Origin of the sequence: Segeticoccus rhizosphaerae, from assembly GCF_005222685.1 — a bacterium.
Classification (GTDB): Bacteria; Actinomycetota; Actinomycetes; order Actinomycetales; family Dermatophilaceae; genus Segeticoccus; species Segeticoccus rhizosphaerae.
In genome coordinates, this window is record NZ_SWMA01000006.1 from 35,343 (window position 1) to 49,990 (window position 14,648).

Sequence of the window (14,648 nt, forward strand, 5' to 3'; positions counted from 1 at the left end):
GCGGCATGGTGCACGAGGACCCGACCGAGCTCGCCGGGGTCGCGGACGGCTTCGAGCGGCTGTGGACCCCTCACCGGATGGTCTACATCAACGGCGAGCGCCCGACCGACGAGGCCGGCGCCGGCTGTCCGTTCTGCACCGCACCGGACCGTGACGATGCCGAGGGGCTGATCGTGCACCGGGGCGAACGGTGCTACGTCGTGATGAACCTGTTTCCCTACAATCCCGGCCACGTGCTCGTCTGCCCCTACCGGCACGTCTCGCTGTACCTCGACCTCACCGACGAGGAGACCGCCGAGTTCACCGCCCTGACCAAGGCCAGCCTCCGCGCGCTGGAGACGTCCTCTGCGCCGCACGGCTACAACATCGGGATGAACCAGGGCGCCGTCGCGGGCGCCGGCGTCGCGGCCCACCTGCACCAGCACATCGTGCCGCGCTGGGGTGGCGACTCCAACTTCCTGCCGGTCATCGGGCAGACGAAGGCGTTGCCGATGCTCCTCGAGGACGTGCGTCAGCGCCTCGTCGACGCCTGGCCCACGCAGGCCTGAGGGTCCGGTCGGCGTCTCCGAGCCGCTCGAGCGGGACGAACGCGAGCAGGCAGACCACCAACGGCAGGAAGTGGATCGTCAGCAGCAGGTAGGTGCTCAGGTGGAACAGGCCCCAGAAGAGCAGGTAGGCATAGAGCGGCCGGCCGCGCAGCCAGAGCATGAGCGGTGAGCAGAACTCAGCGGTCCAGGAGACCCACTGCATCACGTGGATCAGGGTGGGTTGGCCCGCGAGGATCTCGGCCAGTCCCTTGCCACGCCGGGTGAGCGCCCAGGTCAGGGTCGAGCCGCTGGCCCAGCCCCACCCGCTCTGGCGCACCTTGGCCCAGGCCGCCAGGCAGTAGCACGCGACGACCGCGAACTGGACCATCCGCACCGCCCAGCCCGCTGCGGCGTCCGGCTCGCGGTCGCGGGTGCGCACCCGGCCGACCGTCGGCAGGACGAACAGAGCGACCACGAGCGCGAAGTGGTCGTGGTCGACCTTGCCGTAGGACATGCCGTTGCTCAGCCAGTCGAGCATCGCGAGGGTGCAGACCCATCCGGCGGCACGGGGCAGCCGGCCCGTCGCCGCGACGAGCGCACTGAGCAGCAGGACGCCGAAGAGCACCCTCACGTAGACGGGAGAGGGTTCCGGCAGGTGCAACAGCTGTCGCACCAGCAGCGGTCGGTAGAGCGCAGTCGGGACGTCGCCGTGCGGGATCGGGTCGCGCACGAACACCAGCACGTCGACGATCACGAACGGATAGATCACCCGGCGCAGCCAGGCCACCCGCGCCGCGGGCACGAGCGGAGCCCAGAAGTTTCCCACTGCACGGCCGATGTGCCTCATCGGGCGATCTCCTGGGGGTTCGCCGGGTCACGCACCACCCACCTCGCCGGCGTCTCCACCTGGTGGGAGACCGCCTTCCCGTGCTCGAGCCGGGTGACCTCGTTGCGCAGGTAGACCACCCGGTAACGCGGTTGGTCGGAGTGCCGTCGGGCATGCGCTACCGCGATGGCCTGCAACAGGCTGGGGTCCCGCTCGAACAGCCCGAGCTGTTCCTCGATCTCCGCCCTGGGCAACCCGATCCCCTGAGCATCCAACGGGACTCGCACCATTGTGCCCTGGACGGTGAGGGCATCGACATACACCGAGCGCACCGTGCCGCCACTGTTGCTCACCTCGAAGGCGAACTGCGACATCGGCCCGAACGGCCACTGCTGGTCGTCGCCGCGGGCCGTGCCGTTGATCACCAGGCCGAGCACCGCCACGGTGACGAGGGCCCGCCAGACTCGGCTCCACCCGGTGAGTCGCCGCATGCGCGGATTGTCTCAGAGGGACTGCCAGACTGGCGGCATGAAGCCGCGATCCGCCCTCGGCCCGGTCCTGGTCTTCGACGGTGACTGCGGCTTCTGCTCCACGTCCGCCCGCTCGCTCGAGCGCTGGTCGGCGCGCCGTGGTGCCTACCGGGTCGAGGCGTGGCAGCGGCTCGACCTGCCGGTGCTGGGACTGACCGAGCAGCAGTGCGTCGAGGCGGTCCAGTGGGTCGACGGAAGCGGCCGAGTCGAGAGCGGGCACCTGGCCATCGCGGCCGCGCTGCGTGCCGGGCACCCGGTATGGCGACCGGTCGCCATACTGCTCCGGGCGCCCCTGGTGAGTCCGCTCGCCGCCCGCGTCTACGGCTGGGTGGCCGACCACCGTTACGCGTTGCCGGGCGGCACCCCCGCCTGCGGGTTGCCGCCGCGGTCAGGCTGACTCGGCGAGGGCGGCGAGTCGGCGCATGCTCTCGGGCAGCTCCCGGGCGAGGCGGTTGCCGAGGATCCGGCCGAAGAGCGACGCGAGCGCGCCGGTGATGATGACCCGGTGGGTGAACCGGAGCGGCTCGGTGCCCGGCGTGACCTGGTGGTCCAGCGTCAGGGTGCCGAGCGGCAGCGGGCTCATCAGGGTGAAGCCCTCCAGCTCGTCGACGCGGGTCAGCACGAAGGTCGTCCGTGGCCCGGTCACCCGCCGCACCGTGCCCCTGGTGCCGACGTCGAACGGGCCGATGGAGGTCACCTCACGCAGGCCGTGGTCCCACTCGCCCCAGGCCAGCGGTGTGCTCCACCGGCCCCACAGCTGCCGGACCGAGGCCGCAGTGGTCTCGGTGTGCTCGAACGTCCACACGGGTGTGTGCCGGGTCAGGCCGGCAGGTGCTCTGCCGCGAGGTGGCCCGGCATCAGGTCGTGGCGCAGGGGCTCGCGGGTGAAGGTGCCGGTGCCCTGGGAGATCGAACGCAGGTCGATCGGGTAGCGCGCCAGGCCGGACTGGGGCACCTCCGCGTCGATCGTCGTGTGGCCGGAGGAGTTCGCGACCGAGCCGATCACCCGACCGCGGCGGCTCTGCAGGTCGTTCATGACCGCGCCGACGTACTCGTCGGCGACCACGACGTGCACCAGGTCCAGCGGCTCGAGCAGCGCGACCGCACCCTGGTCGGCGGCGTCGCGCACCGCGAGGGCGCCCGCCGTCTGGAAGGCCTGGTCGCTCGAGTCCACCGAGTGCGCCTTGCCGCCGGTGAGGACGACCCGCACATCGACCACGGGGTAGCCGCCGAGGCAGCCCTTGGCCAACTGGGCCCGCACCCCCTTCTCCACGCCGGGGATGAACTGCCGCGGGACGGCGCCGCCGACGACCTCCTCGGCGAACTCGATGCCGGCGCCCCGGGGGAGTGGTTCGACCCGGATGTCGCAGATCGCGTACTGCCCGTGTCCCCCACTCTGCTTGACGTTGCGTCCGTGCCCCTCTGCGGCGCGGGTGAAGGTCTCGCGGAGGGCCGGGACCACCGTCTCGGTCTCGACCTCCACCCCGAAGCGTTCGCGCAGGTGGGTGATCACCAGGTCCACGTGCGCAGGGCCCATGGTCCACAGCACCAGCTGGTGGGTCTCGGCGTTGTGCTCCAGGCGCAGCGTCGGATCCTCGGCGACGACCCGCTGCAGGGCAGCCGGCAGCTTGTCCTCGTCGGCCGGGCGAGCGACCCGGATCGCGACGGGCAACAGGGCATCGGGCAGGATCCACGGTTCGATCAGCGCCGGATCGTCCCGGTCGCTCAGCGTGTCGGACGTCTCGGCGCGAGACAGCCTCGCGACCAGGCAGATGTCACCTGCGATGGCCTGGCTCTTGGGCCGGGCGGATTCGGCGAGCGGTGACGACAGCAGCCCGGCCCGCTCCTCCTCGTCGTGGTCGGGATGGCTCTCCAACTCGTGCCCCGAGAATCGGTCCAGGTGCCCCGACACGTGCACCGGCGTGTCGGGGCGCAGCGTCCCCCGGAAGACGCGCACCAGACTGGTGCGGCCGACATACGGGTCGCTCGTGGTGCGCACCACCTCGGCGACCAGCGGCGCCGACGGGTCGCAGCGCAGGGGCGGCATCGGGTCGCCGTCGGGAGTCGTGGCGCGGGGCAGCTCGTGGCGCGTCGGGGGAGGAAAGCCCGACACGAGCAGGTGCAACAGCTCGCCGGTGCCCACCCCGGTCTCCGTCGACAACGGCAGCACCGGGTGGAACGATCCTCGCGCCACCGCGGTCAGCAGGTCGGCGGTCACGACGTCGAGCGAGACCTCCTCGCCGCCGAGGTAGCGCTCGAGCAGCGTGTCGTCCTCCGACTCCTGGATGATCGCCTCCATCAGGTCGGCTCTCGGCCCCTCGATCAGCTCGCGGTGGCGCGGTTCGGCGTCGCGCACCTGGCGCGTGCCGCTGCTGTAGTCGTAGATCTGCTGCGAGAGCAGACCCAGGTTGCCGATGATCGCCTCGTCCTCGCCGTGCAGCGGCAGGTAGAGCTGCTGCACCCCCTCGCCGAACACCCGCTGGCAGATGGCCACGGTGTCGTCGAAGTCGGCCCGCCCCGCGTCGAGCTTGGTCACGACCACGGCCCGCGGCATCCCGACCGCCGCGCACTCCTCCCACAGCAACGTGGTCGCCGCGTCGACCCCGTCGGCCGCCGAGATGACGAACAGCGCCGCGTCCGCCGCGCGCAGACCGGCTCGCAGCTCACCCACGAAGTCGGCGTAGCCCGGGGTGTCGATGAGGTTGATGACGATGCCCTCGTGCTCCACGGCCGCGACCGACAGCTCGGTCGAGCGCTCCGGGTCGGCCTCGCGCAGGTGGTGCTCCGGCAGCAGTGCGCTCACCAGGTGGCCGAAGACGGTGGTCTTGCCGGACCCAGAAGGTCCGACCAGCGCCACGTTGCGCAGCTCGTCGGGTGACTCGGGGACCGGTGCAGCGGGCAGTGGCGCGTGTTGACCGGACTTGGGGCTCATGGTCGAAACGATGGTGCTTCCCGCGCGTCGGCACAAGCCCGACGGCCGGATCAGTACGCTGTCAGCACCATGCTGAACCGATTCGCCCGCGCCTTCTTCACCAAGCTCTTCACACCGGTGGCCAAGCTCTTCCTCTCCCTGGGGATCAGCCCGGACATCGTCACGATCGTCGGGACCGCGGGGGTGTGCACGGCCGCGCTGGTGTTCTACCCGCGGGGCCAGTTCCTCGTGGGCACGCTCGTGATCACCGCCTTCGTGTTCTCCGACACGGTCGACGGGGTGATGGCGCGGATGGCCGGCCGCTCGGGCACCTGGGGGGCCTACCTCGACTCCACGCTCGACCGGTTCGGTGACTGCGCCATCTTCGGTGGGCTGGTGCTCTACTACGCGGGCCAACCGGAGAAGGAGTACATGGCCGGCCTGGCTCTGGCCTGCCTCATCCTCGGCAGCGTGGTCAGCTACGCCAAGGCGCGGGCCGAGGGACTCGGTATGACGGCCAACGTGGGCATCGCCGAACGGGCCGACCGGCTGGTGGCGGTCCTCGTGACCACCGGGCTCGTCGGGCTCGGCCTGCCCGAGATCGTGCTGACCGTGGTGCTTGCCCTGCTGGCCCTGGCCAGCTTCGTCACGGTGTTCCAGCGGATGCTGACGGTCCGCCGCCAGGCCCTGGACGCCGCGTGAAGCCACCCCACGAAGCCGCCCCCCGAAACCAACCCACAAGGTCCTCCGCTCGCATGCTCGCTCCGATACCTCGCGGGGGCCCAGCATGAGCCGACTCGTCGACCGTGCGGTGCTCCTCGGCTACCGCGCGGGCTGGACGCTGGTGCGGAGGCTGCCACCGCGCGCCGCCTACGGCCTGTTCGACCTGATCGCCGACGTGGCTTGGCGTCGCGGCGGCGAGGGGGTGGGGCGGATGCGGTCCAACTACGCCCGGGTCCGGCCGGAGCTCGACGGCGAGGCTCTGGACGCGCTCGTGCGGCGGGGCATGCGGTCCTACCTGCGCTACTGGTGTGAGTCCTTCCGGCTGCGCGAGCTCTCCACGGCCGACCTGGTCGCGGCCGTGCGGCCGGTCGGACACGAGCCGGTGGTCGAGGAACTCGCCCAGGGTCGTTCGGTCGTGATGTTCCTGGGGCACCTCGGCAACTGGGACCTCGCCGGGGCGTGGGGGACCACGGAGCTCGCCCCGGTGACGACGGTCGCCGAGCGGTTGAGGCCCGAGGAGCTCTTCGCGGAGTTCGTGGCGTTCCGGGAGTCGCTCGGCATGCGCATCATCCCGCTCACCGGCGGCGAGGACGTCTTCCGCGAGCTGCGGAACGTGCTGCGGGACGGGTCCGCGTTCGTGCCGCTGCTCGCCGACCGCGACCTCACCCGTGGCGGCGTCGAGGTCGACCTCTGCGGCAGCCGGGCCCGCATGGCCGTGGGTCCTGCCGCGCTCGCGGTGACCACCGGCGCGGTGCTCTTCCCCGTGACGGTCCACTACGAGCGTCACGCCGACCGGCGGCACACGGCCACGGCCGGCTGGCGGATCGTCGTCACGTGGCACGACCGCGTGCTCGTGCCGGGAGAGGGCACCACCCGCGAGAAGGTCCGTGCGATGACCCAGCAGTGCGCGGACGCGCTCAGCACGACGATCCGCGAGCACACGCAGGACTGGCACATGATGCAGGCCGTGTTCGTCGACGATCTCGACCCGGCGCGGATCCGATGAGGATCGGCATCGTCAGCCCCTACTCCTTCGACGTGCCGGGCGGGGTGCAGCTGCACGTCCGCGACCTGGCCGAGCAACTGCTGCGACTCGGTCACGAGGTCAGCGTCCTCGCCCCGTCCGACGAGGACACACCGCTGGCGCCGTATGTCGTGAGCGCCGGTCGCGCGGTCCCGGTGCGCTTCAACGGGTCGGTGGCACGCCTCGCCTTCGGGCCGGTGACCGCGGGCCGGGTGGGGCGGTGGATCGAGCGGGGCCGCTTCGACGTGGTGCACCTGCACGAGCCCGCGAGCCCGAGCGTCTCCCTCCTCGCCTTGTGGGCGGCCGAGGGGCCCATCGTCGCGACCTTCCACAGCTCGATGCTTCGCTCGCGGGCCATGCAGGCCGCTCACCCGCTGCTGCGCCCCAGCATGGAGAAGATCGCCGGCCGCATCGCCGTGTCCGAGGAGGCGCGCCGCACCGTCACCACGCACCTGGGTGGAGACGCCGTGGTCATCCCCAACGGCGTGTATGTCGACACGTTCGCCTCCGCGCGCCCGCGCCCCGGGTGGCAGGGAACTCCCGACCGCCCCACCCTGGCGTTCCTGGGGCGGATGGAGGAACCGCGCAAGGGCCTGCCGGTCCTGGCCCGGGCGCTCCCGGCGGTGCTGCGCGAGCTCCCGGGGGTGCGCCTGCTCGTCGCCGGACCCGGCGACCCCGACGAGGTCCGGGACCACATGGATCCGCAGGTGGCGGACGCCTGCGAGTTCCTCGGGGCGGTCAGCGACGACGACAAGGCGCGGCTGCTCTCGTCGGTGGACCTCTACGTGGCGCCCAACACCGGAGGCGAGAGCTTCGGCATCATCCTGATCGAGGCGATGAGTGCCGGTGCGGCCGTCATCGCGAGCGACATCCCTGCGTTTTTGCGCGTCCTCGACGAGGGGCGGGCAGGTGTCACCTTCACGAACGAGGATGCGGACGACCTGGCGGGCCAGGTCATGGCGCTGCTGCGGGATGTCGGCCGCCGCCGCTCGGTCGCGGCAGTGGGCAGGTCGCGTGCCGAGATCTTCGACTGGTCGGTGGTCGCGGCGGACATCGTGGCGGTCTACGAGACGGTCGTGAGCGCCGCTGCGCGCCCTCGGGTCCGGACCGACCGGGACTCCGATTCGCGCTGGTCGCGGTTGTTGCGCGGTGGCCGGTCGATCGGAGGTGACTGATGGACACCCTCAGCGTGGTCGTCGTGGTCTTCGCGGTCTGTGCCCTCATCGCGTGGTATCTGTCCTACAGCGCGGCCCGGCTCGACCGGCTCCACGGGCGCGTCGAGGGCGCCCTGACCGCCCTCGACGCGCAGTTGGTGCGCCGGGCGGAGGCGACCCTCGAGCTGGCCAACTCCGGCGTGCTGGACCCGGCGAGCGCTCTGCTGCTGGCCGGCGCCGCGTCCGAGTCGCTGGAAGCGGCGGACGAACGGCATACCGGTCGGGAGGCCATCGAGAGCGACCTGACCCACGCGCTCGAGCTCGCGCTGTCACCGGACGCCCTCGCCCACATCGCGCAGGAGGGCGAGATCGGCGAAGCCGCGCTGGCCCGCGTTGCGGCAGCGTCGCAGCGGGTGCAGCTGGCGCGCCGGTTCCACAACGACGCGGTGACCGACGTCCAACGGGTGCGGCGCAAGAGGGTGGTGCGGTGGTTCCGCCTGGCCGGCCACGCCGAGCTGCCGCAGACCATCGAGTTCGCCGACGAGCTGCCGCTGCTCGAACGGTCCGGCTGAGCCCGTAGACTGGGACCGAGCGAGGAGCCGGTCGGCCTCCCCCTCCTACACCAGCGCACCAGTACCCACCACCTTCAGAGAGGTCGGCAGCCGTGACCGAGCAGCAGATTCCCCAGACCGATCCGGCCCAGGCCGAGCACAGGACCGGCACCGCCCGCGTCAAGCGCGGCATGGCCGAGATGCTCAAGGGCGGCGTGATCATGGACGTGGTCACGCCCGAGCAGGCCAAGATCGCCGAGGACGCGGGCGCGGTCGCCGTCATGGCCCTCGAGCGGGTCCCCGCCGACATCCGGGCCCAGGGCGGCGTATCGCGGATGTCCGACCCCGACATGATCGACGGCATCGTGAGCACCGTGTCGATCCCGGTGATGGCCAAGGCCCGCATCGGTCACTTCGTCGAGGCGCAGGTGCTGCAGAGCCTGGGCGTCGACTACATCGACGAGTCCGAGGTGCTGACGCCGGCCGACTACGCCAACCACATCGACAAGTGGGCCTTCACGGTGCCCTTCGTCTGCGGTGCGACCAACCTGGGCGAGGCCCTGCGCCGGATCACCGAGGGTGCCGCGATGATCCGCTCCAAGGGCGAGGCGGGCACGGGGGACGTGTCCAACGCGACCACCCACATGCGTCAGATCCGCCAGCAGATCCGCCGCCTGCAGAACCTGCCGGAGGACGAGCTGTTCGTGGCGGCCAAGGAGCTGCAGGCGCCCTACGAGCTCGTCAAGGAAGTGGCGCAGGCGGGCAAGCTGCCGGTCGTGCTCTTCACCGCCGGCGGCATCGCGACCCCCGCCGACGCGGCGATGATGATGCAGCTCGGCGCCGAGGGCGTCTTCGTCGGCTCCGGCATCTTCAAGTCAGGCAACCCGGCCCAGCGGGCCGAGGCGATCGTCAAGGCCACCACCTTCTACGACGACCCCGACGTCATCGCCAAGGTCTCCCGCGGCCTGGGCGAGGCCATGGTCGGCATCAACGTCGACGAGATCCCGGTGGGCCACCACCTGGCCGAGCGCGGCTGGTGACCTGACGCGCTCGGCCGATGACGGCGGCCGGCCGGGCGACGGGATCCGCGGTCAGTCGTCGTCGGCGCGCGAGTGCGCGGCGGCGTGGTGCGCGGCCAGCAGGTCGGCGGCCCAGTCACGGCCGAGGTCCCGCCATACCGTGTGCACGTGGTTGGCGCCGTCCTGGGTGTTGTCGTACTCCAGCAGGAAGGTCGGTCCGCGCACCGCGTAGTAGTGCGGGCCGCCCAGCTGCGTCGAGCCGGCCCAGGCGAAGGACACCTGGTCGTCGTCGCACTCGTGCACCCTTTGCCGGGCCGGACCTGCCACCTCGTCGGCCACGCGCTCGAGGTAGCAGCCCACCAACGCGTCCAACAGGTCGCGCTGCTGCTGGTCGAGGGCGGCGCGAGGGATACCGGTTGGCACCAGGGCCGGGTCGGCGACCGGGTCGCGCCGGGTGGCTATGTCGCCGGGGGCTGTCGCCGAGACGATGGCCAGGTCACGCTCCGGCGGCCCGAGCGCTGCCAGCAGGGCGCGTGCCCGCTGCTCCTCGGGTCGGAGCACCTGCCACCCCTGCCGCGGGCCGGTTGGCACCACCGCCGGGTTGGCGCCGAAGAACTGGGGCGTCGCGGACACGCGATCACCCACCACGGTCAGGTGGACCGCGAGGTGGTGGCCGCCGAGGTGACAGGCCCAGACACTGTCCCGGGGATCACCGAGCAACCGGAACCAGTAGTGCAGGGAATGCCGGCGCTGCCAACCGGGACGCTCGACGTCGCGCTCGAGCTCGCGCAGCACCCCGTCGAGGGCCATCACGTCGAGGGCCGTGCGAGCACCGGCAGCGCTCAGACCGGCTTCCATCAGGGCCATCACCTGCTGACGACAGGCGGGTGACAGGTCACCGAGCATGGCACCGGGCCGAGGCCCCGGCAGATAGGTCCACTCCCGGCGGTTCGGGACATCGAACGGCGCCATCGCGGCGGCCGCGCCCTCCACGCCGAGGGATTCGACCACGAGGGCCGCCGCCGCCCGCAACCGGTCCGAGAGCGTCGCGTCCATGCCGGACAAGCTATCCGCACCGACGGGCTTCGAGCCCGCGCGCCTCGTGTTGCAGGGGCAGGATCATCACGTGGAGCGGGTCCACGTGATCGGGGAGCCACACGGTGCGGCAACGGCCGACCTCCTGCCACCCGCGGCTGCGGTAGAGGCCCACCGGCGCGGGGTGGTGGGGGACCACGTCCAGGACGGGTGCGCCACCGTCGGCGAGCGCGTGTCGGGTGGCGGTCTCGAGCAGCGCCGAGCCGATGCCCCTGCCGGCCAGCCGGCGGTCGGCGAAGAGCACGCCGACCGCGCGGAGCCGCTCCACGCCGACGCCGTGCGCGGAGGACCAGAGGCGGCTCAGCTCACCGCCCGACCCGTCCTCGGTCCCGACGGCGTGCAGCGCCACGTGCCCGACGACCCGTCCGTCGAGCTCGGCCACCCAGGCGGCCAGCTCACCGGGCCGGTGGATGAACCGCTCGACGGGAAAGGGCAATGGCCACTCGAACGGGTACTCGGTCTCGGCCTGCTGACGGGCCAGGATCTGGGCCAGCACCGGGATGTCCGTGTCACGCCTCGGCCGGATGTGCAGCGCATCGGTCACAGCAGAACTCTAGGCGTGACCCGACGAGGGCAGCCATCGCCATACCGTCGGCCGCCGCTAGGGTTCGCCCATGTTGGGAACGCAGCCAGACCACCCGTACCCGGCCGCGGCACCTGGGCGGCTGCTCAAGATCCGCGGCGGCGCGGCACTGCACGGCAGCGTCCGGATCAGCGGCGCCAAGAACGCCGCGCTCAAGGCCCTCGCCGCCTCGATCCTCACTCCCGAGGAGGTCGTCCTCAACAACGTCCCGATGATCGCGGACGTGCTCTCGATGGCCGACCTGCTGCGGGCCCTGGGCGCGCAGGTGGAGGTGGACGCGGAGCACGAGCGGGTCACGGTGCGTGCCGAGCAGATCAGCCGGACCGACGCCCCACCTGACCTGTTCAAGGCCACCCGCGCGTCCGTCGTCGTGGCCGGACCCATGCTCGCCCGGCACGGCGAGATCTCGTTCGCGCTGCCTGGCGGTGACCAGATCGGTCGACGGCCGATCGACATGCACCTGAGGGGGTTCGAGCGCATGGGCACGCAGGTGCACCGCGACGAGCACGGGGTCCACGCCAAGGTGCTGGCGTTGCAGGGCGCCCGCATCTACATGGACTACCCGAGCCACACCGGCACCGAGACACTGATGATGGCGGCCACCCGCGCGACCGGGCGCACCCTGATCATGAACGCGTCGGCGGAGCCGGAGATCGTCTGGCTCGGCAACCTGCTCAACCGCATGGGCGCGCGGATCTCCGGGCTCGGCACCCCCTTCCTCACCATCTGGGGAGTCGAACGCCTCCGCGGCGTCTCGGAGATCGTGATCCCTGACCGGCTCGAGGCGGCCACCTTCGCGATCGCCGCGGTGATGACCGGGGGAGAGGTGACCATCGACTCGGTCATCGAGGAGCACCTCGTACCGGTCACCGAGAAGCTCGGCGAGGTCGGCGCCGAGGTGTGGTTCCAGGACCGCCGGATGCTCGTGCGGGCGCGCGGCCCGCTGCGCCCGACGGACCTGCAGACGCTGCCCTACCCAGGCTTCCCGACCGACAGCCAGTCGGCGTTCGTGCCGCTGCTGACCCAGGCTGGCGGCCTCTCCACGGTGCACGAGCGGGTCTACGAGGACCGGCTGCGCTACACCAAGGAGCTGGTCAAGATGGGGGCCGACATCCGGGTGCAGGCCTTCGGCGACCACGACGAGATCCTGGCGACGGCCGCGGAGGTGCACGGCCCGACGAGGCTGCACGGCGCGCGGGTGAAGTCGCTCGACATCCGCTCAGCCGTGAGCGTGGTCCTCGCGGGACTGGTCGCCGAGGGGGAGACCGAGGTGACAGACGTGTTCCACATCGACCGCGGGTATGCCGAGCTGGTGCCCAAGCTGGCCGCGCTCGGGGCCGACCTCGAGGACACCGGTCAGCCAGCCGGCTCGTAGCTCCTCGGCCCGGGACCGGCCCGGCCGGGCACCGTTGCCGCAGTGACCGCCGCGGCGGCCAGCCAGACGAGGCCGGCGATGACACCGAGGGAGTGCAGGTGCGCGACGAAGGAGGCGCCGGCCGCCGCGGAGCCGAGCACCGCGCCGAAGCAGGCGACGCCGAGCGCCCCGGCCGCCTGCCGTGCCGTGTTGTTCATCCCGCTGGCGAGGCCCGCACGCTCGCCCGGCACGGACTGCATCGCTGCCGTGACCACGGCGGAGGTGAGCAGGCCCATCCCGAGGCCGAGGCCGAGCAGCGGTGGCAACAGCACGGCATACGCGCTCTCCGGTTGGAGTCGCACGAGACCGAACGCGCCGGCCGCGCCGATCACCAGACCCAGCAGCATGGGCGGTCGTGGCCCCAGGCGTGCCGTCAACCGGCCGGCCAAGGGAGACAACGCCGCGAGCGGGACGAAGAGCGGGAGGAGGTCGAGTCCGCTCGTCAGCGCCGAACGCCCCTGCACTGACTGCAGATAGAGCGTCACGGCAAAGACGGTGCCGATGCCCACGAAGTTCATCGCGCCGGCCACGAGGTTGGCCCCGACGAACGTTGGGGACCGCAACAGCGCCAAGGGCACCAGTGGCTGCGAAGCGCGGCGTTCGATGCGCACGAACAGGGCCGCTGCCGCGATGACCCCGACGAGGGCCACCAGCACGGCACGGTCGAGACCTCTCTGGCCTCCGGTGATGACCGCGAAGACGAGGCACGCCAGCCCGGCGACGGCCGCGAAGGCGGCCGGGAGGTCGAGGACGCGCTCCTGGCCCCGGCTCTCGGCCACCACGCGGCGCACCATCACGGCGGCGAGCAGCGTGACCGGGACGTTGACCAGGAAGACCGCCCGCCACCCGAGCCAGGACACCAGCGCCCCGCCGAGCAGGGGGCCGGACGGCAGGGCCAGCGAGGACACGCCCGCCCAGGTCCCGAGGGCGCGTGACTGCTCGGCCCGTCCGGGGAAGGTGTGGGTGATCACGGCCATGGTCGACGGGAGCAGCACGGCAGCCCCGACGCCCTGCGCGGCCCGCATCGTCACCAGCACCTCCACGGTGGGCGCCAGTCCGCAGCCCACCGAGGCCGTCCCGAAGGTCACCAAGCCGGCCAGGACCATCCGACGGTGGCCCCGGACGTCACCGAGTCCGCCGGCGGCGAGCAGGAGACTGGCGAGGGTGATGCCGTAGGCGTCCACCACCCACTGCATCCCGGCCAGGTCGGTGCCGAGCCCGGTCTGGATCGAGGGAAGGGCGACGTTGACGACCGACACGTCCAGCAGCACGAGGAACATGCCGGCGCACATCACGGCCAGCACCATCCGGCGACGAATCTCGGTGCCCATGGCGCCACAGTGACACCCGATCGCTTCCGTCCGGCCCGAAACGTCATCGGCGCATACTCGAACCATGACGGGAAGAGACGGTCGGAGAGGGCCATGGGCGGGGGACGCGGACGTGGCGGCGGTCGCTGCCTTGTATGCCGAGCCCGCGCGGGCCAAGGTGCTCCTGGCCCTCTCCGACGGGCGGTCCCTGCCCGCCTCGCGGCTGGCGACGGAGGCGGGCGTGTCACCGCAGGCCACGAGTGGCCACCTGCGCCGGTTGCTGGAGGCCGGCCTGGTCAGGGTCGAACCGTCAGGCCGCCACCGCTACTACCGCGTCTCCGGACCCGACGTGACGGCCGTGCTGGAGGCGTTGGCCCGGATCGCACCCGCCCGCCCGGTGCGGTCCCCGCGCGAGGGCAACCGGGCGAGTGCACTGCGGACGGCGCGAACCTGTTACGACCACCTCGCGGGGCGGCTCGGCGTGGCGGTGACCCAGTCGCTGCTCGATCATCGGGCGCTGGTCGCGGTGGACGGCCGACCGGACACCGCGCGGCGCCCCGGTGACCCGCTGTCGGCGCAGCGGGCGGAGCACCCCTACGAGCTCGGTCCGCACGCCCAGCAGGTGCTCGGATCGTTAGGGGTCGACCTGCAGTCCCTTCTGGACGCCCGCGGGACCCGACGTCCGCTGCTGCGAACCTGCATAGACTGGACCGAGCAGCGCCACCACCTGGCGGGCCGGCTCGGAGCAGCCGTGGCGACGGCGATGGTCGACCGGGGTTGGCTGGTGCGGCGTCCGCGCGACCGCGCCGTCCGGCTGACCGACTCCGGGGTGCAGGGCCTGCGGACCCACCTCGGCCTCACCCTCCCCTGATCTCGTGCGGAATGATCCGTGCGGAATCTTCGTGAGGTTTGGTGCCCTCTCCGGGCCCGACCTCACGATGATTCCTACGGGGGGTCAGGGTCCTCCCTGAAATTTCCCGGA

16 protein-coding genes are annotated in these 14,648 nt (G+C 71.9%); 9 read left to right on the forward strand and 7 right to left on the reverse strand.

All coding sequences use genetic code 11. From position 1 onward, the window contains the following. Nucleotides 1–5: 5 nt before the first annotated feature. Nucleotides 6–548 carry an HIT family protein gene (locus tag FCN22_RS06670; protein WP_137120775.1) on the forward strand — a complete coding sequence of 181 codons (543 nt, stop codon included), beginning with the start codon at nt 6–8 and terminating at the stop codon, nt 546–548. Here the strand turns inward: FCN22_RS06670 and FCN22_RS06675 are convergent. Together FCN22_RS06675 and FCN22_RS06680 are read right to left on the reverse strand one after the other, a co-directional pair. Beyond that, complete coding sequence (locus FCN22_RS06675) at nt 466–1,374, reverse strand: HTTM domain-containing protein (RefSeq protein ID WP_137120776.1); 909 nt, start codon at nt 1,372–1,374, stop codon at nt 466–468. The genes FCN22_RS06670 and FCN22_RS06675 overlap by 83 nt on opposite strands. Beyond that, complete coding sequence (locus FCN22_RS06680) at nt 1,371–1,844, reverse strand: MBL fold metallo-hydrolase (RefSeq protein ID WP_137120777.1); 474 nt, start codon at nt 1,842–1,844, stop codon at nt 1,371–1,373. The genes FCN22_RS06675 and FCN22_RS06680 overlap by 4 nt, the downstream gene beginning before the upstream one ends. Before the next feature lie 37 nt (nt 1,845–1,881). Here FCN22_RS06680 and FCN22_RS06685 point away from each other — a divergent pair, with 37 nt between their 5' ends. Next, entirely contained in the window at nt 1,882–2,280 is a 399-nt protein-coding gene (locus FCN22_RS06685; RefSeq protein WP_137120778.1) for a thiol-disulfide oxidoreductase DCC family protein, read from the forward strand. Here FCN22_RS06685 and FCN22_RS06690 read toward each other — a convergent pair. Together FCN22_RS06690 and FCN22_RS06695 are read right to left on the reverse strand one after the other, a co-directional pair. Beyond that, nucleotides 2,272–2,688 carry an SRPBCC family protein gene (locus tag FCN22_RS06690; RefSeq protein ID WP_162308149.1) on the reverse strand — a complete coding sequence of 139 codons (417 nt, stop codon included), beginning with the start codon at nt 2,686–2,688 and terminating at the stop codon, nt 2,272–2,274. The two genes, FCN22_RS06685 and FCN22_RS06690, sit on opposite strands and share 9 nt — an antisense overlap. A gap of 14 nt (nt 2,689–2,702) precedes the next feature. Further along, entirely contained in the window at nt 2,703–4,814 is a 2,112-nt protein-coding gene (locus tag FCN22_RS06695; protein WP_137120779.1) for an elongation factor G-like protein EF-G2, read from the reverse strand. 69 nt (nt 4,815–4,883) lie between these two features. On the opposite strand from FCN22_RS06695, the gene pgsA reads away from it, so the two are divergent. From pgsA to pdxS, 5 genes are all read left to right on the forward strand, one after another. Beyond that, nucleotides 4,884–5,495: a phosphatidylinositol phosphate synthase gene (pgsA, locus tag FCN22_RS06700; RefSeq protein ID WP_137120780.1), complete on the forward strand. Its 612-nt coding sequence runs from the start codon at nt 4,884–4,886 to the stop codon at nt 5,493–5,495. An 85-nt stretch (nt 5,496–5,580) separates the two neighbouring features. After that, nucleotides 5,581–6,522 (forward strand): phosphatidylinositol mannoside acyltransferase, encoded by a 942-nt coding sequence (locus FCN22_RS06705; RefSeq protein WP_137120781.1) that lies wholly within the window; start codon nt 5,581–5,583, stop codon nt 6,520–6,522. After that, nucleotides 6,519–7,715, forward strand: a complete 1,197-nt coding sequence (locus FCN22_RS06710) for a glycosyltransferase family 4 protein (RefSeq protein ID WP_137120782.1) — start codon at nt 6,519–6,521, stop codon at nt 7,713–7,715. The genes FCN22_RS06705 and FCN22_RS06710 overlap by 4 nt, the downstream gene beginning before the upstream one ends. Further along, a complete protein-coding gene (locus FCN22_RS06715) occupies nt 7,715–8,266 on the forward strand; it encodes a hypothetical protein (protein WP_137120783.1) in 552 nt (183 codons plus the stop codon). The genes FCN22_RS06710 and FCN22_RS06715 overlap by 1 nt, the downstream gene beginning before the upstream one ends. A gap of 92 nt (nt 8,267–8,358) precedes the next feature. Further along, entirely contained in the window at nt 8,359–9,285 is a 927-nt protein-coding gene (gene pdxS / locus FCN22_RS06720; protein ID WP_202911445.1) for a pyridoxal 5'-phosphate synthase lyase subunit PdxS, read from the forward strand. 51 nt (nt 9,286–9,336) lie between these two features. Here the strand turns inward: pdxS and FCN22_RS06725 are convergent, their stop codons facing one another. Beyond that, nucleotides 9,337–10,320 carry a DUF3500 domain-containing protein gene (locus FCN22_RS06725; protein WP_137120784.1) on the reverse strand — a complete coding sequence of 328 codons (984 nt, stop codon included), beginning with the start codon at nt 10,318–10,320 and terminating at the stop codon, nt 9,337–9,339. A 10-nt stretch (nt 10,321–10,330) separates the two neighbouring features. Beyond that, nucleotides 10,331–10,903, reverse strand: a complete 573-nt coding sequence (locus tag FCN22_RS06730; protein ID WP_238384564.1) for a GNAT family N-acetyltransferase — start codon at nt 10,901–10,903, stop codon at nt 10,331–10,333. A gap of 70 nt (nt 10,904–10,973) precedes the next feature. Here FCN22_RS06730 and murA point away from each other — a divergent pair, with 70 nt between their 5' ends. After that, nucleotides 10,974–12,317 (forward strand): UDP-N-acetylglucosamine 1-carboxyvinyltransferase, encoded by a 1,344-nt coding sequence (gene murA, locus FCN22_RS06735; protein WP_137120785.1) that lies wholly within the window; start codon nt 10,974–10,976, stop codon nt 12,315–12,317. Here the strand turns inward: murA and FCN22_RS06740 are convergent. Continuing rightward, on the reverse strand, nt 12,299–13,687 hold the full coding sequence (locus tag FCN22_RS06740; RefSeq protein ID WP_202911446.1) for an MFS transporter: 1,389 nt from the start codon (nt 13,685–13,687) through the stop codon (nt 12,299–12,301). The genes murA and FCN22_RS06740 overlap by 19 nt on opposite strands. A gap of 64 nt (nt 13,688–13,751) precedes the next feature. Here FCN22_RS06740 and FCN22_RS06745 point away from each other — a divergent pair, with 64 nt between their 5' ends. Beyond that, complete coding sequence (locus FCN22_RS06745) at nt 13,752–14,537, forward strand: ArsR/SmtB family transcription factor (RefSeq protein ID WP_137120786.1); 786 nt, start codon at nt 13,752–13,754, stop codon at nt 14,535–14,537. Nucleotides 14,538–14,648: the final 111 nt, after the last annotated feature.